This window comes from Nocardioides sp. Soil774, from assembly GCF_001428125.1.
Taxonomy (GTDB): Bacteria; Actinomycetota; Actinomycetes; order Propionibacteriales; family Nocardioidaceae; genus Nocardioides.
This window is the reverse complement of sequence record NZ_LMSM01000001.1, coordinates 127,308-148,404: the sequence shown is the minus strand read 5'-3', so window position 1 is coordinate 148,404 and position 21,097 is coordinate 127,308. Positions and strand designations below refer to the sequence as shown.

Sequence of the window (21,097 nt, the reverse complement as noted above, 5' to 3'; positions counted from 1 at the left end):
CTCAGCCGTGGTGCAGCAGCCCGAGCAGGTACTCGCCATAGCCGCTCTTGCGCAGCGGCTCGGCGCGCTCGGTGAGCTCGTCGTCGGAGAGCCAGCCCATGCGCCAGGCGACCTCCTCGGGCGCGCCGACCTTGAAGCCCTGGCGGCCCTCGATCGTGCGCACGAAGTTGGAGGCGTCGTTGAGGGAGTCGAAGGTGCCGGTGTCGAGCCAGGCGGTGCCGCGCGGGAGCACCTCGACGTGGAGGCGACCCTCCTCGAGGTAGCGCCGGTTGAGGTCGGTGATCTCGAGCTCGCCGCGCGCCGACGGCTCGAGCTCGGCGGCGTACTGGACGACGTCGTTGTCGTAGAAGTAGAGCCCCGGCACCGCGAACTCGCTCTTCGGGTGCTCGGGCTTCTCCTCCAGCGACAGCGCGCGGCCCTGGTCGTCGAACTCCACGACGCCGTAGGCGCGCGGGTCGGCCACGTGGTAGCCGAAGACGGCGGCACCGTCGAGCTCGGAGAAGCGCAGCAGCTGCGAGCCGAGGCCGGAGCCGTAGAAGATGTTGTCGCCCAGCACGAGCGCCGAGCGCTCGCTGCCGATGTGGTCGGCGCCGATCACGAAGGCCTGCGCGAGGCCGTCGGGGCTGGGCTGCACGGCGAAGGTCAGGTTGATCCCGAACTGCGAGCCGTCGCCCAGGAGGCGGTGGAAGCCGTCGGCCTCGTGCGGCGTGGTGATGATCAGGACGTCTCGGATGCCGGCCAGCATCAGCGTCGACAGCGGGTAGTAGATCATCGGCTTGTCGTAGACCGGGACCAGCTGCTTGCTGATGCCCTGGGTGATCGGGTGGAGTCGGGAGCCGGTGCCACCGGCCAGGATGATTCCGCGCATGGGCCCACCCTATTGTGGGCACGTCGCCCGGTCCCGTGGGGCACCATGTGGAGATGCCGTCCTACGCCCGCCCTGCGCGACGGCTGCTGCATCCCTCGACGATCATCGGCCTGCTGTTCCTGCTGCTCGTCGTCCTCGTCCTGCTGGCGATCCCCTTCCTCAAGGCCCCCGGGCACGCCGAGGGCGCGAGGGCCGACCTCGAGGCAGCGCGCACGTCGCTCTCGAACGGCGACGTGGAGGCCGCGGAGGCCAGCGTGGAGAGCGCGCGTCGCCACGCCGACCAGGTCCAGGGCGCCATGCAGGGCATCGGCGGCGACGTCTGGAGCCTGGTGCCGGTCGTCGGCGGCCCGGTCTCGGACGTACGCCACCTCGGCAACGCCCTCGACCACCTGACCACCGCGGCCGAGCTGGCCGTCGGCGCGTGGCCGGCCGTCAACGGCGACGAGGCGACGCTGTTCGGCGACCGCTCCGTCGACGTGCCGACCTTGAAGAAGCTGGTGAGCGCCGTCGACGAGGCGAGCGTGCACCTCGACGCCGCCCAGGTCGAGCTGAGCGAGGTCGACGACTCCGGCATCGGCGTGGGCACCCGGCTGGCCGAGGCCCGCGACGAGGCGACCGACGTGGTCGCCCCGCTGGCTGCGACCGCGCGCCGGACGAAGCCGCTCACCGACGTGCTGCCCGCCCTCTTCGGGGCCGACGGCGAGCGCACCTACCTCCTCGCCCTCCTCAACCCGAGCGAGCAGCGCTTCTCCGGCGGCGCGCCGCTCACCCTCGCGCCGCTGACCGTCGCCGACGGCCGGCTCACGATCGGCGAGGCGCGCGACACCACCGACAAGGAGCTCTACCGCGTCGGCCGCTGGGAGCGGGTCACGGACAACCCCTTCCACAACGGCAAGCTGCGGCTGTCGACCTCGACCTACGCCCCCGACTGGTCGGTCTCCGGCGAGGAGGTGCTGCGCGGCTGGTCGCGCATCGCCGGGCAGGAGACCGATGGCCTGATCGCCGTCGACGTCGTCGCGCTGGCCGACCTGCTCACCATCACCGGGCCGGTCGACGTGCCGGTCTACGGTCGCATCGACGCCGGCAACTTCACCCAGAAGATGGTCGGCGACTACGACGCCTTCCCCGACAACGAGGCACGCCACGCGCTCAACCTCGCGCTCGTCCCGCTCTTCGCCGACCGGCTGCTCGGACCCGGCCAGGGCATCGACAAGATCGAGTCGTTGCGCGCCTCGGCCGCCGGACGCCACTTGGGGATCTGGATGCGCGACCGCGACGTGCAGGCCGCGGTGACCGAGGTCGGCCTCGCCGGCGAGCTGTCCGACACCCCCCACGACTACGTCGCGGTGTTCAACCAGAACACCAACGCCAGCAAGTCCGACTACTGGCAGCGCCGCAGCGTGGCCAGTCGGGTCCGCCTGCGCGAGGACGGCTCCGCGCAGGTGCAGCTGACCATCACGGTGAACAACGACTCCCCGCCCTACGCCAACCAGCTCTACGGCGACCCGCGCGGCGGCGCCGCCCGCACCCGCTGGAACGGCATGCGCCTCGGCGTCTTCCTGCCCGACGGCGTCCAGGTGACCCGCGCGAGCGTCGCCGGGCACGACGTCGGCACGAAGACCTTCGACTACTACGGCCGCCCCTACAAGCTGCTCGGGCTCACCCTGCCGCCCAACACCGTCCGCGAGGCGGTCCTGGAGTACGTCGTCCCTGCCGCTGCGGTGCCCGACGACGGCACGCTCACCTACCGCCTCGACGCCACCCCGCAAGGCATGGTGATCCCGCAGGCGCTGAAGGTCAGCGTGCAATGGCCCGCGGGCTACGACGTCTCCGACCTGCCGGAGGGCTGGACGCGCACCGGCCGCGGGCAGGCGTCGTACGACGACCCGGGCCTGGTCACGCAGCCCAGCTTCAGCATCACCGGCTCGCGCGCGTCCTGAGGTCCCTCGCCGGACGGGTCGGGGTTTTGGGCGCACCGGGGTCGTCTTGAGACCATCGCCGGCATGGGGAAGTCGCGTCGCTCGTCGTCCACCCGGCCCTGGCAGCGTCCGCTGCTCCTCGTCGGGGGGCTGATCCTCCTCGTCGTCGTGCTGGGTCTGCTGGCGCTGCCCTTCCGCAAGGCGCCCGCCGCCGCGGAGAGCGCGAAAGCCGATCTCGAGGCAGCCAAGGCGGCGCTGACCAGCCAGGACTTCAAGCGCGCGAGGAAGCACGTCACGAACGCACGTCTGCACACGGACGAGGTGCAGGACGCGATGCAGGGCATCGGTGGTGACGTCTGGAGCATGATCCCCGTCATCGGCCGCCCGGTGGCCGACGTACGCCACATGGGAAACGCCCTGGACGAGCTCACCTCCGTCGCTGAGGTCGGAGTGAAGACGTGGCCGCTCGTCGACGGCAAGAAGGCCAAGCTCTTCAGGGACGGGTCGGTGGACATCCCCACCCTGACCACGGTGGTGGAGGCAGTCTCCGACGCGACGTCAAGCCTCGACACCGCTCGCACCGAGCTCGGCGAGGTCCACGACTCCGCCCTCGGCATCGGCACCCGGGTGGCCGACGCGCGCGACGAAGCAGCCGCGGTGGTCAGCCCCCTCGCGTCGGACGCCGAGCGATTCGAGCCATTGGCCGACGCCCTCCCCAGTCTCCTCGCTGCCGGGGAGGAGAAGAAGTACCTGCTTGCGCTGCTCAACCCCTCGGAGCAGCGCTTCTCCGGCGGGGCCCCGCTCACCATGTCAGTGCTGACGATGACGGACGGGAAGGTCACCGTGGGCGAGGCCCAGGACGCCACCGATCCGTACCTCTACCGCGTGGGCCGGTGGCCGAAGGTGGAGGGCAATCCGTTCCACACGGGCAAGCTGAGACTGTCCACCTCCACCTTCGCACCCGAGTGGTCGGTGTCCGGGGAGGAGCTGCTCCGCGGGTGGTCGCGCAAGCGCGACCAGGAGATGGACGGCTTGATCGCCGTTGACGTCGTCGCCCTCGGCAACCTGCTGGACATCACCGGTCCCGTGGAGGTGCCCTACTACGGCACGCTGGATTCGGCAGCCTTCGTCGAGAAGCTCATCGGTGACTACGACTCGTTCTCGTCCAACGAGGAGCGCAAGCAGCTCAACCGCGCCATGATCCCGATCTTCACCGACCGTGTGCTCGGCCCTGGTGACAGCCTCGCGAAGGTCATGTCCTTGCGCGACTCGGCCCGCGCCCGCCACTTCGCCATCTGGATGCGTGACCCGCAGGTGCAGGCTCCACTGGCCGACATCGGGCTGGCTGGAGAGCTTTCCGACACCAACCACGACTACGTAGCGGTCTTCAACCAGAACACCAACGTCAGCAAGTCCGACTACTGGCAGAAGCGAGTCGTCACGAGCGACGTGCAGCTCCGCGAGGACGGATCGGCACGGGTGCGCATGACGATCTCGGTGCACAACGACTCCCCTCCCTACCTGCAGCCGTTCGCCGATCCGCAGGGCGGCACCTATTTCACCCGGTGGAACGGCATGACCCTCGGCGTCTTCCTGCCTCACGGGGTCGAGATCCGCAGTGCGAGCGCTGCCGGAAAGGCGCTCGGCACCGACACGTTCGACTACTACGGCCGCCCCTACAAGCTGCTGCGCCTGGTCCTGCCACCGGGAGAGACGCGCGAGGCGGTCCTGGAGTACGTCGTCCCTGCCGCCGCGGTGCCCGGCGACGACGGCACGCTCACCTATCGCCTCGACGCCACCCCCCAGGGCATGGTGGTCCCGCAGGCGCTGAAGGTCAGCGTGCAGTGGCCCGCGGGCTACGACGTCTCCGACCTGCCGGAGGGCTGGACGCGCACCGGCCGCGGGCAGGCGTCGTACGACGACCCGGGCCTGGTCACCCAGCCCAGCTTCAGCATCACCGGCTCGGCGGTCGGAGCCGCTGCACCCTAGACTCCCGGCCATGGAACGCCTTCTCGTGACCGGGGGCGCGGGGTTCATCGGGTCGAACTTCGTGCACCACCTCGTCGACCACACCGACCTGCGCATCACCGTCCTCGACAAGCTGACCTACGCGGCCAGCAAGGAGTCCCTCGCCGGGCTCCCCGAGGACCGGGTGCAGCTCGTGGTCGGCGACATCGCCGACGAGGACGTGGTCGACCCGCTGGTCGCGGCCCACGACGCGGTCGTCCACTACGCCGCGGAGTCGCACAACGACAACTCGCTCAACGACCCGAGCCCGTTCATCCGCACCAACATCCTCGGCACCTACACGATCCTCGAGGCCGTGCGGAAGCACGACAAGCGCCTGCACCACGTCTCGACCGACGAGGTCTACGGCGACCTCGAGCTCGACGACCCCAAGCGCTTCACCGAGGACACGCCCTACAACCCGTCGTCGCCCTACTCCGCGTCCAAGGCCGGCTCCGACCACCTGGTCCGCGCGTGGGTGCGCAGCTTCGGCGTCCGCGCGACGGTGTCGAACTGCTCCAACAACTACGGGCCCTGGCAGCACATCGAGAAGTTCATCCCGCGCCAGATCACCAACGTCATCGACGGCACCCGCCCCAAGCTCTACGGCTCCGGCGAGAACGTCCGCGACTGGATCCACGCCGACGACCACTCCTCGGCCGTGCTCACGATCCTCGAGAAGGGCCGCATCGGCGAGACCTACCTCATCGGGGCCGACGGCGAGAAGAACAACCTCGAGGTCGTCCGCCTCATCCTCACCCTGATGGGCAAGGACGCCGACGACTTCGACCACGTCAACGACCGCGCCGGGCACGACATGCGCTACGCCATCGAGTCGGGCAAGCTGCGCCAGGAGCTCGGCTGGCAGCCGCAGTTCCAGGACTTCGAGTCCGGCCTGGCCAACACCATCGAGTGGTACCAGGCCCACGAGGACTGGTGGCGCCCCCACAAGGACGCGGTCGAGGCGAAGTACGCGGAGAAGGGCCAGTGAGCCCCTCCCCCCACCAGCTGCCGAGCCTCGAGACGACCCCGATCCCCGGTCTCGTCGTCGTACGCCTGGACCGCCGCGACGACGACCGCGGGTTCTTCAAGGAGAACTGGCAGCGCGAGAAGATGCTGGCCGTCGGGCTGCCCGACTTCGGCCCGGTCCAGAACAACGTGTCGTTCAACTCCGACCGCGGAGTCACGCGCGGCATCCACACCGAGCCGTGGGACAAGTTCATCTCGCTCGCGACCGGCCGGATCTTCGGTGCGTGGGTCGACATGCGCGAGGGCACGACCTTCGGCACGACCTTCACCCTCGAGATGGACACCTCGGTGGCGGTCTTCGTCCCGCGCGGCGTCGGCAACAGCTACCAGGTGCTCGAGGACGCGACCGCCTACACCTACCTCGTCAACGACCACTGGCGCCCCGGCGTGACCTACCCCGCGCTCGCGCTGGGCGACCCGACCGCCGCGATCGACTGGCCGATCCCGCTGAGCGAGGCGATCATCAGCGATAAGGACCAGAACGCCCCGGCGCTCGACCCGGGCACCGCGATGGCGCCGAAGAAGACGCTCATCGTGGGCGCGCTCGGCCAGCTCGGCCGGGCCCTCTTCGCCGCGTACCCCGACGCCGACCGGGTCGACCTCTTCGGGGGCGAGGGCGTCACCGCGCTCGACCTGACCGACAGCGAGGCCGTCGCCGCCTGGCCGTGGCACGAGTACGCCGTCGTGCTCAACGCTGCGGCATACACGGCCGTCGACGCCGCCGAGACGACCGAGGGGCGGGTGACGGCGTGGGCCGCCAACGCCACCGGCCCGGCCACGCTCGCGAGGCTCGCCCGCGAGCACCGCTTCACCCTCGTGCACTACTCCTCGGAGTACGTCTTCGACGGCACCGCCCCCCTCGAGCCCGGGCACACCGAGGACGAGCCGCTCTCCCCGCTCGGCGTCTACGCCCAGTCCAAGGCAGCCGGCGACATCGCCGTCGGCCTCGCCCCGCGTCACTACCTGCTCCGCACCTCCTGGGTGATCGGCGAGGGCAAGAACTTCGTGCGCACCATGCGGTCGCTGGCCGAGAAGGGCGTCTCGCCCGGCGTGGTCGACGACCAGGTCGGCCGGCTCACCTTCACCGAGGAGCTCGTGCGCGCCACCGTCCACCTGCTCGACAGCGGGGCCGACTTCGGCACCTACAACCTGTCCAACGCCGGACCGGCGATGTCGTGGCGGGAGATCGCGCAGGCCGTCTTCGAGCGGTCCGGTCGCAGCGCCGACGACGTCTCCGGCACCACCACTGCGGCGTACGCCGAGGGGGTGCTGGCGCAGGGCAACCCGTTCGCCCCACGCCCGCTCAACTCCGCGATGTCACTGGACAAGATCCGGGCCACCGGCTTCGAGCCCGAGGACGCGCTGGCCGCGCTCGACCGCTACCTCGCCACGTAGACGCGCGGACCGACGCCGGGGCGGCAGCGCTCAGCGGTGCGAGGTGACCTCGGCCAGCGCAGGACGTACGTCGGCGAGGTAGACGAGCGCGGCAATGGTGAACGCCAGGTGGATGATCCCGAGCGGCGAGGAGCTGATCAGGATCAGCTGGGCGACGAAGCCAAGGCCCGTGATCGCGCACCACGCCTGCTTGGTGAGCTTGCCGGCCGCGTCGTAGGCCTCGACCGACCAGGTCAGTGCGTTGACGAAGGCGAAGCCCTTGACCGCGAGCAGCACCACGAGCACCACCAGCATGAAGTTGCTCTGGAACGCGTAGATGTTCACCTGCACAGCGTAAGGGGCGCACGCACACCCTGCGACGCACGAAGCCCCCGCCCTCCGGGGATCCGGTGGGCGGGGGCGGTGCTCAGAACAGCGTCAGCTGGTCGTCATCGGCTGGTGCTCTTCAGTCGCCGACCTTCTCGGCGGCGTCGGCGACGGCCTTGACCGCGTTGGTCGCCGTGGTCTTCGCGGCGGTCGCGGTGGCCTTGGCGCTGCCCTGGGCGGTGGCCGTCTTCTTCGCGGCGGTGTTGCGGGCCCTGGTGGCCGCGGCCTTCTTGCCGGCGGCCTTCTGGGTGGCCTTCTTGGCCGTCGGCTTCGGCTTGGGGGCGACCTTGGTGGCGGCGGTCTTGTCGGCGGCGACGACCTCGGCCTCGGCGGCCTCCTTGGCCTGGGTGGCGGTGGTCTTCGCCTTCGACACGGTGGTCTTGGCCGACTTCACCGTGGCGGTGGTCGCCTCCTGGCGGCGGATGCGGGTCACGAGCGACTCGCCGCGCTTGACCAGCTCGGTGTAGGTGGCGTTGGCGGCGGCGACGTTCTCGTCGACCAGGGTGGAGACCTGCGAGGTCACCTTGGCGGGGTAGGCCTTGGCCTCGGCCTGCAGCTCGGTGACGCGGGCCTCGATGGCGGCGCGGCGGGCCTGGGCAGTGGCCTTGGCGTCGAACTTCTGCACGTCCGCCACCCGGGTGGTGACGTCCTTCTGGACCGCGGCGATGCGCTTCTGCACGTCGGCGACGGCCTCGCGGACGGCCTCGACGGCGAGGTCGGTGACGCCGACGCCGGCGAGGACGGGCTTGAGGGCCTCGGTCTTGATGTCGAACTTGGCGGTGGCCATGTCGTTCTCCTTGGGGTGGTGGTGTGGTCTGTCAGGGCTGGGGGGTCAGGAAGCGGCGGCGTCGCGCTCGTTGAGCGCGAGGAACGAGGCATAGACGTCGAGCAGCGAGTGCTTCTGCCGCTCGGTCAGCCCGGTGTCGGCGAGGATCGCCAGCTCCACGGATCCGGCCTGGCCCGAGTCGGGGTGGACGATCCCGGCGCGCACGTAGAGCTGCTCGGCGGAGACCCGCAGGGCGCGCGCCAGCTGCTGCAGCACCTCGGCCGACGGCTTGCGCAGGCCGCGCTCGATCTGGCTGAGGTAGGGGTTGCTCACGCCGACCTGGTCAGCGAGCTGACGCAGCGACAGCTGGGCGGCCAGGCGCTGTTCCTTGAGGTAGTCGCCCAGCGAGCCCAGCGAGCCGGCGACAGCCTTGCTCGTCTTGGTGCTCTTGTCCTTCGCCATACCTCCATTGTGCTAACTGTTGTTAGCAAAATCAAACCCTCGCGGCGTGAGTACGCTCACAAAGATCAGTACCTACTCGAAGATCCGCGCTAACAAGGCAGTTTGCGCCGAGGCCTCTAGACTTCACGGGTGCCCGCAAACACCCCATCTGTCATCGTGCGTGCCACATGTGGCCTCGCCCTGGCCGCTTGGATCGTCGTCCTGGCGGTGACCCTGCTGTCCCCCTCGGCAGCTGGTCCGACGCTGCTCGTCGAGACCACGTCCCACATCCTCGCGCGCGCCGGTGTGCCGGAGTCCCTGACCGCAGCCTCACGCGTCGAGTTCGGTCTGAATGTCGCTGCATTCGTGCCAGTGAGCCTGCTCGGCATCCCTGTGTGGCCTCGTCTTTCATGGCGCGACTGGACGGCGACAGGGTTCGTTGCGTCCTTCTTCGTCGAGGTGGTGCAGGCCGTGTGGCTCGACGGCCGCTCGGCGACCAACACCGACGTGGTCGCCAACACGCTCGGCACCCTCGTCGGCGCCGCCTTGGGCGTGGTGCTGCTGGCCCTGCTGCCCGCGCGCGGGTCAGAAGACGGCGCGGATCTCCCCCACAGGAACTCCTCCGCCGAGCAGTTCTAGCCGCCCGGTCGAGCGGACGGCGTCGGCGTCCACGCCGGGCTCGTCCAGCACGCCGGAGCGCCGCAGCGCCTCGGCCATCAGCACCGGCCGGACCCGGTGCGCGCCGTCGTCGGTCTTGAGCGCCCACGCGCGGCCGTCGGGCAGCGCGACGGCGTACACCGACTCGGCCCCCGCCTTGCCGATCAGGCCGGGGATCGCCCGGTGCAGGGCGAGCTCGTCGCGGGTGGTGCCGCTGACGTTCTGCGGGTGCCGGCGGATCGCCTCGGCGATCCGGTGCTCGGGCCCCTCGGTGGCGGTGGCGAGCGCCGCGAAGGCGCGGGCGAGGCCGGTCAGCGAGGTCGAGAGCAGCGGGGCGCCGCAGCCGTCCACGGCGACGGTGTCGACGGGCTCGCCGGTCACCCGGGCGAAGGTCTCGAGGATCGCGACCTGCAGCGGGTGGTCTGGATGGAGGTAGGTCGCGGTGTCCCAGCCCCGGAGCACGCAGGTGGCCAGCATCGCCGCGTGCTTGCCCGAGCAGTTCATCAGGATGCGCGAGCGCGCTCCGCCCGCGCGGATCAGCTGGTCGCGGGCGCCGTCGTCGAGCGGGTAGTCCACCGGGGTATGCAGCGCCGACTCGTCGAGGCCGGCCGAGGCGAGCGTGCGGCGTACGCCGTCCACGTGGAAGGACTCGCCCGAGTGCGAGGCGCAGGCCAGCGCGAGCAGGTCGTCGGGCAGGTCGAGGCCGAGCTCGACCATCGCCAGCGCCTGGATCGGCTTGTTGCTCGAGCGCGGCAGCACCGGGGAGGTGACGTCACCGACCGACCAGTCCACCGAGCCGGCCGCAGCCAGGGCGACGAGCGAGCCGTAGTGGTGCCCCTCCACGAACCCGGAGCGGACGATCTCTGCCACGACGGGCATACCAGGGACGGGGAGGCCAGCGGCAGACATGCGGGCAGGCTAGGCGATCACAGGTCTGAGAGGATGCGCGGGTGATCCAGCACTGCCCCACGCCGACCGAGCTCGACGACCTGGAGCTCCTCGTCTCCGGCGCCTACGCGCCGATCGCGCGCTTCGACGAGCCCGGGAGCGCGGTGACGCTCACCCTCCCCGACGGCGCGGCCGAGGCCGAGCTGGTCGACCCCGAGGGCCTGCCTCTGGCGCGCGTTGCCGCCGACGGGTCGCTGGAGCCGCTGACCCACGCCCAGTACGGCCCCTTCCGCCGGCTGCACCTCACGCCCGCGCAGGTGCGCGAGCAGCACGCCGGCGCGACGTTCGTGCCCGTGACCGACGCCCTCACCAAGGCCGAGATCGACGAGCTGCGCGGTCTCGGCCGGGTGGTGCTGGTCGCGCTCATCGGCACCGGCACGCCCGAGCTGTCCCCCGTCGCGCTGGTCCGCGCCACCCTCGCCGCGGCCGACCTCCTCGACGACGCGACCGTCGTCGCGGTGCCACTGCCCTCGCACGGCGACGCCGACGTCGACCACGCACTGGGCGCGCAGGTGCTCGGCAACTACGCCGGTCCCGACCGGGTCCACGCCCTGGGCGGCCCGGGCCTCGCGACAGGCGTCGGCGCGCCTTCCTCGACCATCGGGGGGTACCCCGAGGCCATCGCCGCGATCGTCGAGGAGGACAGCCCCGAGCCCGAGGACCAGGGGCTGGTGCTGTTCTTCACCGGCCTCTCGGGCAGTGGCAAGTCCACGCTGGCCCGCGCGCTCATGGACCTCCTGCTCGAGCAGGGCGGCCGCTCGGTCACCAGCCTCGACGGCGACGTCGTACGCCGTCACCTGTCGGCCGGCCTGACCTTCTCCAAGGCCGACCGCGAGACCAACATCCGCCGCATCGGCTGGGTGGCCGCCGAGATCGCCCGCCACGGCGGCGTGGCGGTCTGCTCCCCGATCGCGCCCTTCGCCGAGACCCGCGAGCAGGTGCGCGAGATGGTCGAGGCCGCGGGCGGCGCGTTCTTCCTCGTCCACGTCGCCACCCCGCTGGAGGAGTGCGAGCGGCGCGACCGCAAGGGCCTCTACGCCAAGGCCCGCGCCGGCGAGATCCCCGAGTTCACCGGCATCTCCTCGCCCTACGAGGAGCCCGACGACCCCGCGGTGCGCGTCGACACGACCGGCCGCTCCATCGAGGACGCCCTCCACGACGTGCTCGTCGCGCTCGACGAAGCCGGCTACCTCCACCTCGTGGGCTCGCATGCCTGAGCCGCTCGAGGTGCTCTTCGTGTGCACCGCCAACATCTGCCGCTCGCCGGCGATGGAGCTCATCGCCCGCGACCTCGCCGGTGACGCCGACGTGGTCTTCGCCAGCATCGGCACCCACGCCCGCGACGGCCACCGGATGAACGCCGAGATGTCCGACCTGCTCCCCGCGGGCACGGCCGACGACTTCCGCAGCCGCCCCCTCAGCGCGGCCGTGCTCCAGCAGGCCGACCTGGTGCTGACCGCCGAGGCGGCGCACCGCCAGCACATCCTCGACGACTTCCCGCAGCTGCACCGCAAGGTGTTCACGCTCGGCCAGTTCGAGGCGACGATCGCCGACATCCCCGACCTCAGCGGGCGCGAGCTCGTCGCGGCGGCCGGGCAGCGGCGTACGCCGTCGGCACCCGCCCACGACGTGGCCGACCCCTACCGGCGCGGGAAGGCAGCCGCCCAGCACGCGACCGGCACAATCAGGGCCATGCTGAGCGTCATCGTGCCCCGCCTGACCGGCCGCGCCACGTCGGAGGGGACGAGCTGATGGACTGGATCACCGCCACGTTCTTCGCGATCCTCGCCGCCGGCTTCTTCGTCGGCATCGTCGTGGGGCTCACCGGCATGGGCGGCGGCGCGTTGATGACGCCGGCGCTGCTCTTCCTCGGCGTGGGCGAGGCGGCGACCGTCGTCACCGCCGACCTCACTGCCGCCGCGATCTACAAGACCGGCGGCGCGATCGTGCACAAGCGCGAGGGCTCGCCCAACATGCAGCTGGCCAAGTGGCTGATGATCGGCTCGATCCCGATGGCGCTGCTCGGGCCACACCTCGTGTCGTGGTTCACCGACGACATCGACGAGCTCAACCACGTGCTGGTGATCTGCATCGGCTTCGCGCTGCTGCTCGCCGCCGCGACCTACGCCCTGCGGCTCTACGTCAACCTGCTGCGGGTGCGCTCGGGCGACCACGTCTCCGACGACAACCCGGCCGTGCGCGTGGTGCCCACCCTGCTCGTCGGCATGCTCGGCGGCCTGCTCGTCGGCGTCACGAGCGTCGGCTCCGGCTCGGTCATCATGATCGCGCTGCTCATGCTCTACCCCGGCCTGTCGGCCGTGCGCTTGGTGGGCACCGACCTCGTGCAGGCCGTGCCGCTGGTGATGGCTGCGGCCATCTCCAACATCGCCCTCCACGGCATCGACTGGACGATCCTCGTCCCGCTGGTCATCGGCTCGGTGCCCGGCACGATCCTCGGCTCGATGCTCGCCCCCCGCGTGCCGCAGTCGTTCATCCGCCGCGGCATCGTCGTCGTCCTCACGATGAGCGGCGTGGCGCTGCTCGACAAGTCAGGCTGGGCGCTCCTCGGCAAGGACGAGACGCACCCGATGCTCATCGCCGGGGTGGGCCTCGCCGTCCTGCTCGTGCTGCCGATCGTGTGGGGCTTCCTGCGCAAGCGGCAGGGGCTGCCGATGTTCGGCTCCCCCACCATCGCCCAGCTCGACGACCCGTCCTACCGGCCCGGGCTGGTGGGGATGAAGAAGGTCGACGGCTCCTAGGGTCCTGTGGAGGGGCGGTTGGCGTTCGGGGACGAACCTATTGGGCTGGTCAGGTGTCCCTGATGTCGCTCTCGCTGAGCTACCGCTTCACGACCTCCGCCAGCCTGGCCGCCGGCCTCTACTGGGCCATCCGGGAGCACGGCCTGGGCCTGCCCAGCCAGGCCGTCGTGGCCGAGCGGTGCGGGATCTCCGCCGCGACTCTCTCCCGGCGGCTGCGCCGCTGGCCCATGGACGAGCTCATGGTGCTGGTCGCCGATGCCCGGGGCCGGAGCCACCCGCCCCACCTGCGACCCACCTGGGACAGCTGGCTGGCTGCCGACGATGCAGAAAGGTCCGATGCGCAGGTCTGGACCGCCTGCCTGCAGGTCGCCTTGCACTCCCCGTCCGTGGGCAAGGCGGTGCGCGACGTCTGGCAACGACAGCGAGCCGTCCTGGCTGCCCAGCTGGGTGACGGCCCCGATTCCGGGAGGATCGACGCGGTGCACGCGCTGATCGACGGCCTGGTCCTGCGGATGCTCCTCGACGAGGACTTCGACCATGCCGCGGCGTCGGCCGTGCTCAAGCGGGTGGTGGCGTGAAAGCAATCTTGCTTTCAGGCGCCGGCCCACGCCGAGCGGCCCGCCGACGTACGAGCGGCCCGGCGGTCTAGATCGCCGCCGAAGTCGGTGGCGCCCGGGCCTTGGCGCGCGGATCCTCGAAGGCATGGTCCCCGGAGTCCGCAGCGCGGCCGTGGCCGCGCTCCTCATGGCCGGTCTGGTGCTCCCGGCCGGTTGCGCACAGGACGACGCGGAGCCCGAACGCCCGTCGCCCGCCCCGACGAGCAGCCCGTCATCGGCACCGGCCGAGACCGACCAGTCACCCGACTACCTGCCCGCCGGGGACCTTCCTGACCCGCTCACCCTCGACGACGTCGACGGACGGACGATCAGCGCCCGGCCCTTCGCCGACTTCGCGGTGGCGGCGGGGACGGGCGTGTGGGTCTCGGGCGTGCGGCCCGGTGCCGTGCGCTACGACGGGACGTCTGCCAGGATCACGGCTCGCACCCGCGTGCCCGGCGCGGTCGTCCAGGCACTCGAGTCGACCCGCGCGGAGGTGCTGGTGCCGAGCCTGACGCCGTCGGTGCTGCTCCGCCTGGACGCCGTCACTGGCGAGGTGCTGGCTCGGGTGCCGCTGGGCGCGAGCCCGGTGGCCGAGTCCACGGTGGGGGCCACCGCGGACGGGACGGCGTACGTCCTGGTCGAGCCCAGCGAGCCCCGCATCGTGGTCGTGCGGGGGGACGCGGTCGTCGACGAGGTCGAGGCGCCCGAGGGGACGGTCGCGGTCCGGGCGGGCTACGGCTGGCTCTGGGTGGTCACCGATCACGCCACGGTGGAGCGTCGTCCGGTGGCCGGCGGCGAGTGGACGAGCGCGCCCACCGGCCCGTCGCCGCGGTTCTTCGACCTCGGCTTCGGAGCCGCGTGGGTGATGAACCAGGGCGACGGCTCGGTCACCCGCGCCGACGCGCGCTCGGGCGAGGCGGACACCATCGCCGTCACCGGGCTGCGGATCGGTGGCGGCGACCTGACCGTCGGCGCAGGCGGGGTGTGGCTGCGGACGGACTCCGCCGTGCTGCGCATCGACCCTCTGTCCCGGGAGGTGACCCACGTGGTCGAGCTGCCTCCCGGCAGCGGCAGCGTGGCGGCGGTGCAGGGATCGCTGTGGATCACCAACCACGACCACCTGGCCATCCACCGCGTGCCGCTGCCCCTGCAAGGTTGAACCGGGCTGAGCCGGCGGAGACCCCTCAGCCCAGGCCGAGCAGCTCCCGGCACTGCGCCGGCGTCATCGGCTCGCGCTGCGCGATCCGCCCGAGGTCGACCGCGCGCGCGACGAGCTGGGCGTTGGACTCGACGGGCACGCCGCGGCTGATGGTGAGCACGTCCTCCATGCCGACGCGCAGGTGCCCACCCATGGAGAGCGAGGCCATCGCGACCGCGAGGGTCGAGCGGCCGATGCCCGTGGCGGACCACGATGTGACCTCGGGCGGCAGCGCGTTGACGCCGGCGACGAGGGCGGGGGCGGTGCCGGGCATCCCGCCGGGCACCCCCATCACGAAGTCGACGTGCACCTTGCCGCCGGCGGGGGTGCCGTACTCGCGGATGAGCCGGCCGAGGGCGTGCACCTGGCCGAGGTCGAAAAGCTCGAACTCCGGGGCGACGCCGCGCTCGAGTGCCAGCTGGTAGAGGTCCTTCACGAACGGCCACGGGTTGAGGAAGACGTCGTCGCCGAAGTTGGTCGTGCCCATGGTCAGGCTGCACGAGTCGGGCTCGGCGTCGAGCACCTTCAGCCGCTCGTCGAGCGGGTCGTGCACCGAGCCACCGGTCGAGAGCTGCACGACGAGCGACGAGCTCGAGCGCACCGCCTCGACCCACTCGCGCAGCAGCGCCTGGTCGAGCGTGGGCGCGTGCTCGCCGTCGCGGACGTGGAGGTGGATCATCGCCGCGCCCGCGGCCTCGCACTCGGCTGCGGTGCGGGCGATCTCCTCCGGGGTGGTGGGGAGCTGGGGGCAGTCGGCCTTGGCGGTCTCGGCCCCAGTGGGGGCGACCGTGATCAGCAGAGCGTCAGACATGGGCGTCATCGTGCCATCGCCGGTTGAGGAGGTTGCGCAGCAACCGTCACGAAACCACAGTTCTCGCATGCGTGCGGTCATCCAGCGGGTCCTCTCCGCCAGCGTCCGGGTCGACGGCGAGGTCGTCGGGGCCGTCGGAGGCGAGCAGGTCGGGCCAGGGCTCCTGGTCTACCTCGGCGTCACCCACTCCGACGGTCCGACGGACGTCGCCTGGATGGCGCGCAAGATCTGGGACTTGCGCCTGCTGCGCGGGGAGCAGAGCGCGAGCGACGTCGGCGCACCGGTGCTGGTGGTCAGCCAGTTCACGTTGTGCGGCGATGCGCGCAAGGGCCGCCGCCCCACCTGGCAGGCAGCGGCTCCGGGGCCGGTCAGCGAACCGGTGTACGACGCGGTGTGCGCCGAGCTCGAGCGCTTGGGCGCCCACGTCGAGCGGGGCCGCTTCGGCGCGGACATGCGGGTGGAGAGCGTCAACGACGGCCCGACCACCTTGGTGCTGGACAGCCCTTAGCCCTGCGGTCCGGTCTCCCAGACCCGCGCCCAGTCGACGTCCATGTGCTCGGGCAGCTTGCCGTCGAAGCGTGGCAGCTCGTAGTCGGACGACAGCAGGCTGAGGATGAGGAACTCCGGCTTGCCGGAGGTCTCGCCCTTCAGACGCTGGGTGACCTGGCCGTCGATGCGGAAGACGTACTCCTGGGGCGTCCACTCGACGGAGAAGACGTGGAACTGCTCCGACCAGTCGTCGCCGAGCTCGTCGACGTTGGGCAGCCAGCCGCCCTTGGTCTGCTTGCGGCCGGCCTGGTCGAGGTAGTAGGTGAAGCTGGTGAGCCCGCCCTCGGGGTGGTCGTCGCCGAAGTACTCCATGACGTCGATCTCCGCGCCGCCCTGCTTCGGGCCGCCCGTGGCCTGTCCGCCGGTGGCCTGCATCCAGAAGGCCGAGTGCTGCCCGCGCGCGGACTGCGTGCGGATGCGAGCGGCCGCGTAGCCATAGGTGAAGTCGTAGGTGCCCTCGGTGCCGACGTGGCCGTTGAGCCGCATCGGGAACCTCTTGCGGTTGCCGTTGGGCTGGCAGAGGTCGCGGTCGGGGTCGTCGAGCACGCTGAGCCGCAGCACGCCGCCGGTGACCTCGGCCGCGTCGGCGTCGGCTCGCGAGCACGTGCGTACGCCGATGTGGCCCTGGTCGCGGGTGTACCACTGGGCCCCCTCGCCGTCGACGGAGTCCTCGTCGAAGTCGTCGGTGAAGCTCGCCTCGGGCGCGTCGTCGGTGGAGACCTCGGCGCCGATCGCGTCGTCCCCGTCGCCGACGACCACGTGCAGGTCGCCGTCGGCGGTGGAGGTCAGCGCGACGTGGCCCTCGGCGTCGGTCTCGGCCTCCGAGACGGTCTCCCACTCGCCGTCCCCGGTCTCAGCGACCAGGGTGACGGCGGTGCCTTCCTCGACGTCGTGGACGGCCGCCTCGACGACCCAGGCGGCGTCGTCGGCGCCCTCGGTGTCCTCACCGGTGGCGGCGAGCTGGGGCAGCATGCGCGCCTGCACGGCGTCGCTCTGCTCGTACGACGGCGGCGCAGACTGGCTGTCGGCGGACGAGCAGCCGGCCGTGACGAGGCCCACGGCGAGCAGCACGGTGATCGCGCGCGAGGACCGGGTCGGACGGACCACGAGTCGGGAGGTTCGGCTCATTCCGTCGAGTCTGGCCGACGACACCGTGCGACGCGAATTCTCCGAGCGGACGCCCGTCGCTACGATGATGGCTGCTGTCCCTAGAGAGGCCCCTGCTGCGCCATGACCAACACCCACGTCGACTACCAGCTGAGTCAGCTGGACCAGCTCGAGGCAGAGTCGATCCACATCTTCCGTGAGGTCGCCGCCGAGTTCGAGAAGCCGGTCCTGATGTTCTCCGGTGGCAAGGACTCCATCGTCATGCTCCGCCTGGCGGAGAAGGCGTTCTTCCCGGCCAAGCTCCCCTTCCCGCTGCTCCAGGTCGACACCGGCCTGGACTTCGACGAGGTGCTCTCCACGCGTGACTCGTGGGTCGAGCGCCTCGGCGCGCGGATGATCGTCGCCACCATCGACGAGGCGATCGCAGCCGGGCACGTCGTCGACGACGGCAAGACCAGCCGCAACCGCATGCAGATCGGCACCCTGCTGGGCGCCATCGAGGAGCACGGCTTCACCGCCGCCTTCGGTGGCGGGCGCCGCGACGAGGAGAAGGCCCGCGCCAAGGAGCGCGTCTACTCCCACCGCGACGACTTCGGCCAGTGGGACCCCAAGATGCAGCGCCCGGAGCTCTGGAGCCTCTACAACGGGCGCATCCACGCCGGCGAGCACATGCGGATCTTCCCGCTGTCCAACTGGACCGAGCTCGACATCTGGCACTACATCCACCGCGAGCAGATCGAGATCCCCTCGATCTACTTCGCCCACGAGCGCGAGGTCATCGAGCGAGACGGCATGCTGCTTTCGCTCGGCCCCGAGATCCAGCCCAAGGGCGGCGAGACGGTCGAGAAGAAGATGGTGCGCTTCCGCACCGTGGGTGACCGCACCCAGACCGGTTGCGTCGAGTCCGAGGCCACCGACACCGCCGCCATCATCGACGAGATCGCCATCGCCCGTGTGACCGAGCGCGGCGCCACCCGTGGCGACGACCGGTTCTCCGAGGCCGCCATGGAAGACCGCAAGAAGGAAGGCTACTTCTGATGGCCAGCAACGACCCGCACACCGCCGCCCAGGGCGAGATGGACCTGCTCCGCTTCGCGACCGCGGGCTCGGTCGACGACGGCAAGTCCACCCTGATCGGGCGCCTGCTCCTCGACTCCAAGTCGATCTTCGAGGACCAGCTCGAGGCGGTGGAGTCGACCAGCCAGTCCAAGGGCTACGACTACACCGACCTGGCCCTGCTGACCGACGGCCTGCGCTCCGAGCGCGAGCAGGGCATCACCATCGACGTGGCCTATCGCTACTTCGCTACGCCCACGCGCAAGTTCATCATCGCCGACACCCCCGGCCACATCCAGTACACCCGCAACATGGTCACCGGCGCCTCGACCGCCGACCTGGGCCTCGTGCTGGTCGACGCCCGCCAGGGCCTCACCGAGCAGTCGCGCCGCCACGCGGTGCTGCTGTCGCTGCTGCGGGTGCCGCACCTCGTGCTCGCGATCAACAAGATGGACCTCGTCGACTGGTCGGAGGAGGTCTACGAGAAGATCCACAAGGAGTTCACGCAGTTCGCGACGAAGCTCAACATCCCCGACCTCGAGGTCATCCCGATCTCGGCTCTCCAGGGTGACAACGTCGTCAACCGCTCCGAGAACACACCGTGGTACTCCGGACCGACGCTCATGCACCACCTCGAGCACGTCCACGTCGCCTCCGACCGCGACCTCGTGGACACCCGCTTCCCCGTGCAGTACGTCATCCGCCCCAAGTCCGACGCCTACCACGACTTCCGTGGCTACGCCGGCCAGGTGGCCGGCGGTGTGCTGAAGAAGGGCGACGACGTCGTCGTGCTGCCCAGCGGCATGCCGTCGAAGATCGCCAAGGTCGAGCTGTTCGACCAGGAGATCTCCGAGGCGTTCCCGCCCATGTCGGTCACGGTCCACCTCGAGGACGACGTCGACGTCTCCCGCGGCGACATGATCGCCCGGCCCAAGAACGCGCCGAAGCCCAGCCAGGACATCGACGCGATGGTCTGCTGGATGACCAACGAGCCGCTCAAGCCGCGCCAGAAGCTGGCCATCAAGCACACCACCCGCACGGGCCGCGCGATGGTCAAGGACATCCAGTACCGCTTGGACGTCAACACGCTGCACCGCGACCAAGACACCAAGGAGCTCGGCCTCAACGAGATCGGCCGCGTCCAGCTGCGCACCACCGTGCCGCTGCTCTGCGACCCCTACTCGAAGAACCGCACCACGGGCTCGTTCATCCTGATCGACGAGGCGACCGGCGTCACCGTCGGCGCCGGGATGATCAACAGCGGCAGCTGATCGAGAACATCGCTGGTTGAGGGAGGCGCGCAGCCGACCCCCGTTGGTTGAGGAAGGCGCACAGCCGACCCACCGCTGGTTGAGGAAGGCGCGCAGCGCCTGTCTCGAAACCCACGCACACGAGGCCCCGACCGTTCGCGGTCGGGGCCTCGTCGCGTCGCAGGAGTCGACTAGCGACGCGACGCGACCATGACGGGCCGAGTCGTCACGCGGACGGTGGTGCGACCGCCGTCGCTGACGACAACGCCCTTCTGGTTCTCGACGCGGATCGTCGACCGAGGCGTCGTGGTGGTGGCGCTGCCCGAACGCTTCCAATAGATGGTGCGGACCTCGTCGCCCTTCTTGGCAGTGCACACCCACATGCCCTTCTTGGTGGCGCAGCGCTTGAAGTTGGTCTTGTTGAGCCACGAGTGGACCACAGCGTAGGACTTGCCCGGACCGAGTGCGCGGCCGGTGCTGTCGGCCATGTTGATCGCAAGTGTGTCGTTGCTGAACCACCCCAGCCAATAGGTACGTTGAACGCGGGCGGCCGCGCTCAGGACGTAGGTCCTGATCACGTAGGAGCGCTGCTTGGCCACGGAATACTCGGTGGTCGTGACAGCGCCCCCGCCGGGGACGCCGTAATTGATCTCGTTGCTCCAGATCGGCTTGCGCACGCCGATCCGAGCGAGCTCACGTCGGATCCCACGCACGATCGCGTGGGAGTCCTCGGGGGTGCCCGCCTGCTCCGGGAAGGGGTCGACTGCGATCGCATCGACGTAGCGGTGGACCCGCACGCCCCCGATGCTCTGCTTGAAGTAGTCGACGGTCCACCTGCGCTGGCTGGCCAGCCGGAGAGCCACGGCGGGCGACACGACCCGCGCCTTCTTCCCGGCGTGCTTCTGGATCGCCTTGGACGCGACAACCGTGAGCGTCGCCATCTGGCGGGGACTCCCCTGCCAGTTCTGGATGATGTTGGGCTCGGGCCAGATCTGGTAATCGATCTTGGTGCCGTACCTCTTGGCGACCTCGGTGACCCATCGCTTCCAGGCCTTGATCTTGGGCATGAAGTCGGTGAAGTCCGCCGAACGGGGCCGCGCGGAGTGGAAGCGCGGGGTCTGACCCAGCAGGACCATCGGCTGCGCCCCCAGGGTCTCAGCACCAGCGACCTGCTGGTCGAGCCGCGTCCAGTCGTAGCGGCCCTTGCGGGTCTCGACGTTCGGCCAGTACGTGAGAGCGGTCGTGAAGTTGGCCGCCCCCACCGGGACGGTCGGCGCCGTGGTCCAGTCGTTGTCGTGCATGCCCCAGAAGTCGGGTTCGATGCGCTGTGCGTGAGCAGGCGAGGGCCCCCCGAACACGCTCAGCACAAGGA

21 protein-coding genes are annotated in these 21,097 nt (G+C 70.6%); 13 read left to right on the top strand and 8 right to left on the bottom strand.

What is annotated here, in order from left to right; genetic code table 11:
* Position 1 precedes the first annotated feature (1 nt).
* The gene (gene rfbA, locus ASG76_RS00745; RefSeq protein ID WP_056598573.1) at positions 2-868 is read right to left on the bottom strand and encodes a glucose-1-phosphate thymidylyltransferase RfbA; all 867 of its coding nucleotides are present in this window, start codon (positions 866-868) and stop codon (positions 2-4) included.
* 53 nt (positions 869-921) lie between these two features.
* Here rfbA and ASG76_RS00740 point away from each other — a divergent pair, with 53 nt between their 5' ends.
* From ASG76_RS00740 to ASG76_RS00725, 4 genes are all read left to right on the top strand, one after another.
* Positions 922-2,808: a DUF4012 domain-containing protein gene (locus tag ASG76_RS00740; RefSeq protein WP_157558859.1), complete on the top strand. Its 1,887-nt coding sequence runs from the start codon at positions 922-924 to the stop codon at positions 2,806-2,808.
* A gap of 63 nt (positions 2,809-2,871) precedes the next feature.
* Positions 2,872-4,776 carry a DUF4012 domain-containing protein gene (locus tag ASG76_RS00735; protein ID WP_056598567.1) on the top strand — a complete coding sequence of 635 codons (1,905 nt, stop codon included), beginning with the start codon at positions 2,872-2,874 and terminating at the stop codon, positions 4,774-4,776.
* A 10-nt stretch (positions 4,777-4,786) separates the two neighbouring features.
* Complete coding sequence (rfbB, locus tag ASG76_RS00730; RefSeq protein WP_056598563.1) at positions 4,787-5,785, top strand: dTDP-glucose 4,6-dehydratase; 999 nt, start codon at positions 4,787-4,789, stop codon at positions 5,783-5,785.
* On the top strand, positions 5,782-7,218 hold the full coding sequence (locus ASG76_RS00725) for a sugar nucleotide-binding protein (protein WP_056598559.1): 1,437 nt from the start codon (positions 5,782-5,784) through the stop codon (positions 7,216-7,218). The genes rfbB and ASG76_RS00725 overlap by 4 nt, the downstream gene beginning before the upstream one ends.
* Positions 7,219-7,248: 30 nt before the next feature.
* Here ASG76_RS00725 and ASG76_RS00720 read toward each other — a convergent pair whose 3' ends face one another.
* The 3 genes from ASG76_RS00720 to ASG76_RS00710 form a co-directional block, all read right to left on the bottom strand.
* Positions 7,249-7,542: a DUF2516 family protein gene (locus tag ASG76_RS00720; RefSeq protein ID WP_200948022.1), complete on the bottom strand. Its 294-nt coding sequence runs from the start codon at positions 7,540-7,542 to the stop codon at positions 7,249-7,251.
* 121 nt (positions 7,543-7,663) lie between these two features.
* On the bottom strand, positions 7,664-8,371 hold the full coding sequence (locus ASG76_RS00715) for a hypothetical protein (protein WP_056598551.1): 708 nt from the start codon (positions 8,369-8,371) through the stop codon (positions 7,664-7,666).
* A 45-nt stretch (positions 8,372-8,416) separates the two neighbouring features.
* On the bottom strand, positions 8,417-8,812 hold the full coding sequence (locus tag ASG76_RS00710) for a helix-turn-helix domain-containing protein (protein ID WP_056598548.1): 396 nt from the start codon (positions 8,810-8,812) through the stop codon (positions 8,417-8,419).
* A gap of 129 nt (positions 8,813-8,941) precedes the next feature.
* Here ASG76_RS00710 and ASG76_RS00705 point away from each other — a divergent pair, with 129 nt between their 5' ends.
* Positions 8,942-9,430 carry a VanZ family protein gene (locus ASG76_RS00705; RefSeq protein ID WP_082587145.1) on the top strand — a complete coding sequence of 163 codons (489 nt, stop codon included), beginning with the start codon at positions 8,942-8,944 and terminating at the stop codon, positions 9,428-9,430.
* On the opposite strand, the gene ASG76_RS00700 is transcribed toward ASG76_RS00705, so the two are convergent.
* Positions 9,377-10,327, bottom strand: a complete 951-nt coding sequence (locus tag ASG76_RS00700) for an asparaginase (RefSeq protein ID WP_157558905.1) — start codon at positions 10,325-10,327, stop codon at positions 9,377-9,379. The genes ASG76_RS00705 and ASG76_RS00700 overlap by 54 nt on opposite strands.
* 71 nt (positions 10,328-10,398) lie before the next feature.
* On the opposite strand from ASG76_RS00700, the gene cysC reads away from it, so the two are divergent.
* The 5 genes from cysC (at position 10,399) to ASG76_RS00675 (ending at position 14,913) form a co-directional block, all read left to right on the top strand.
* Positions 10,399-11,613 (top strand): adenylyl-sulfate kinase, encoded by a 1,215-nt coding sequence (cysC, locus tag ASG76_RS19330; RefSeq protein WP_056598539.1) that lies wholly within the window; start codon positions 10,399-10,401, stop codon positions 11,611-11,613.
* A complete protein-coding gene (locus ASG76_RS19475; protein WP_056598535.1) occupies positions 11,606-12,148 on the top strand; it encodes a hypothetical protein in 543 nt (180 codons plus the stop codon). The genes cysC and ASG76_RS19475 overlap by 8 nt, the downstream gene beginning before the upstream one ends.
* Positions 12,148-13,155: a sulfite exporter TauE/SafE family protein gene (locus ASG76_RS00685; RefSeq protein ID WP_056598531.1), complete on the top strand. Its 1,008-nt coding sequence runs from the start codon at positions 12,148-12,150 to the stop codon at positions 13,153-13,155. Before ASG76_RS19475 ends, ASG76_RS00685 begins: the two co-directional genes overlap by 1 nt.
* 62 nt (positions 13,156-13,217) lie before the next feature.
* Entirely contained in the window at positions 13,218-13,733 is a 516-nt protein-coding gene (locus tag ASG76_RS00680) for a TetR family transcriptional regulator C-terminal domain-containing protein (protein ID WP_056598527.1), read from the top strand.
* A gap of 124 nt (positions 13,734-13,857) precedes the next feature.
* Entirely contained in the window at positions 13,858-14,913 is a 1,056-nt protein-coding gene (locus ASG76_RS00675) for a hypothetical protein (protein WP_056598524.1), read from the top strand.
* Between the two features lie 25 nt (positions 14,914-14,938).
* Here the strand turns inward: ASG76_RS00675 and ASG76_RS00670 are convergent, their stop codons facing one another.
* The gene (locus tag ASG76_RS00670) at positions 14,939-15,763 is read right to left on the bottom strand and encodes a 3-keto-5-aminohexanoate cleavage protein (protein ID WP_200948021.1); all 825 of its coding nucleotides are present in this window, start codon (positions 15,761-15,763) and stop codon (positions 14,939-14,941) included.
* A gap of 67 nt (positions 15,764-15,830) precedes the next feature.
* Between ASG76_RS00670 and dtd the strand changes: the two genes are divergently transcribed.
* Positions 15,831-16,271 (top strand): D-aminoacyl-tRNA deacylase, encoded by a 441-nt coding sequence (gene dtd, locus ASG76_RS00665; RefSeq protein ID WP_056598518.1) that lies wholly within the window; start codon positions 15,831-15,833, stop codon positions 16,269-16,271.
* Here the strand turns inward: dtd and ASG76_RS00660 are convergent.
* The gene (locus ASG76_RS00660) at positions 16,268-17,440 is read right to left on the bottom strand and encodes a family 16 glycosylhydrolase (RefSeq protein WP_082587143.1); all 1,173 of its coding nucleotides are present in this window, start codon (positions 17,438-17,440) and stop codon (positions 16,268-16,270) included. The two genes, dtd and ASG76_RS00660, sit on opposite strands and share 4 nt — an antisense overlap.
* A gap of 102 nt (positions 17,441-17,542) precedes the next feature.
* Between ASG76_RS00660 and cysD the strand changes: the two genes are divergently transcribed.
* Together cysD and cysN are read left to right on the top strand one after the other, a co-directional pair.
* Positions 17,543-18,457 carry a sulfate adenylyltransferase subunit CysD gene (cysD, locus tag ASG76_RS00655; RefSeq protein WP_056598512.1) on the top strand — a complete coding sequence of 305 codons (915 nt, stop codon included), beginning with the start codon at positions 17,543-17,545 and terminating at the stop codon, positions 18,455-18,457.
* The gene (gene cysN, locus ASG76_RS00650; RefSeq protein ID WP_056598509.1) at positions 18,457-19,746 is read left to right on the top strand and encodes a sulfate adenylyltransferase subunit CysN; all 1,290 of its coding nucleotides are present in this window, start codon (positions 18,457-18,459) and stop codon (positions 19,744-19,746) included. The genes cysD and cysN overlap by 1 nt, the downstream gene beginning before the upstream one ends.
* Before the next feature lie 170 nt (positions 19,747-19,916).
* On the opposite strand, the gene ASG76_RS00645 is transcribed toward cysN, so the two are convergent.
* Positions 19,917-21,026 (bottom strand): hypothetical protein, encoded by a 1,110-nt coding sequence (locus ASG76_RS00645; RefSeq protein ID WP_056598506.1) that lies wholly within the window; start codon positions 21,024-21,026, stop codon positions 19,917-19,919.
* Positions 21,027-21,097: the final 71 nt, after the last annotated feature.

Excerpts from the sequence above, each read along its gene's own strand:
- dtd (WP_056598518.1), top strand. The coding sequence starts at position 15,831 with ATGCGTGCGGTCATCCAGCGGGTCCTCTCCGCCAGCGTCCGGGTCGAC.
- rfbB (WP_056598563.1), top strand. The coding sequence starts at position 4,787 with ATGGAACGCCTTCTCGTGACCGGGGGCGCGGGGTTCATCGGGTCGAAC.
- ASG76_RS00740 (WP_157558859.1), top strand. The coding sequence starts at position 922 with ATGCCGTCCTACGCCCGCCCTGCGCGACGGCTGCTGCATCCCTCGACG.
- cysN (WP_056598509.1), top strand. The coding sequence starts at position 18,457 with ATGGCCAGCAACGACCCGCACACCGCCGCCCAGGGCGAGATGGACCTG.
- rfbA (WP_056598573.1), bottom strand. The coding sequence starts at position 868 with ATGCGCGGAATCATCCTGGCCGGTGGCACCGGCTCCCGACTCCACCCG.
- ASG76_RS00685 (WP_056598531.1), top strand. The coding sequence starts at position 12,148 with ATGGACTGGATCACCGCCACGTTCTTCGCGATCCTCGCCGCCGGCTTC.
- ASG76_RS00670 (WP_200948021.1), bottom strand. The coding sequence starts at position 15,763 with ATGTCTGACGCTCTGCTGATCACGGTCGCCCCCACTGGGGCCGAGACC.
- ASG76_RS00680 (WP_056598527.1), top strand. The coding sequence starts at position 13,218 with ATGTCGCTCTCGCTGAGCTACCGCTTCACGACCTCCGCCAGCCTGGCC.
- ASG76_RS00645 (WP_056598506.1), bottom strand. The coding sequence starts at position 21,026 with ATGCACGACAACGACTGGACCACGGCGCCGACCGTCCCGGTGGGGGCG.
- ASG76_RS00675 (WP_056598524.1), top strand. The coding sequence starts at position 13,858 with ATGGTCCCCGGAGTCCGCAGCGCGGCCGTGGCCGCGCTCCTCATGGCC.
- ASG76_RS00700 (WP_157558905.1), bottom strand. The coding sequence starts at position 10,327 with ATGCCCGTCGTGGCAGAGATCGTCCGCTCCGGGTTCGTGGAGGGGCAC.
- cysD (WP_056598512.1), top strand. The coding sequence starts at position 17,543 with ATGACCAACACCCACGTCGACTACCAGCTGAGTCAGCTGGACCAGCTC.
- ASG76_RS00660 (WP_082587143.1), bottom strand. The coding sequence starts at position 17,440 with ATGAGCCGAACCTCCCGACTCGTGGTCCGTCCGACCCGGTCCTCGCGC.
- ASG76_RS00715 (WP_056598551.1), bottom strand. The coding sequence starts at position 8,371 with ATGGCCACCGCCAAGTTCGACATCAAGACCGAGGCCCTCAAGCCCGTC.
- ASG76_RS00710 (WP_056598548.1), bottom strand. The coding sequence starts at position 8,812 with ATGGCGAAGGACAAGAGCACCAAGACGAGCAAGGCTGTCGCCGGCTCG.
- ASG76_RS00735 (WP_056598567.1), top strand. The coding sequence starts at position 2,872 with ATGGGGAAGTCGCGTCGCTCGTCGTCCACCCGGCCCTGGCAGCGTCCG.
- ASG76_RS19475 (WP_056598535.1), top strand. The coding sequence starts at position 11,606 with ATGCCTGAGCCGCTCGAGGTGCTCTTCGTGTGCACCGCCAACATCTGC.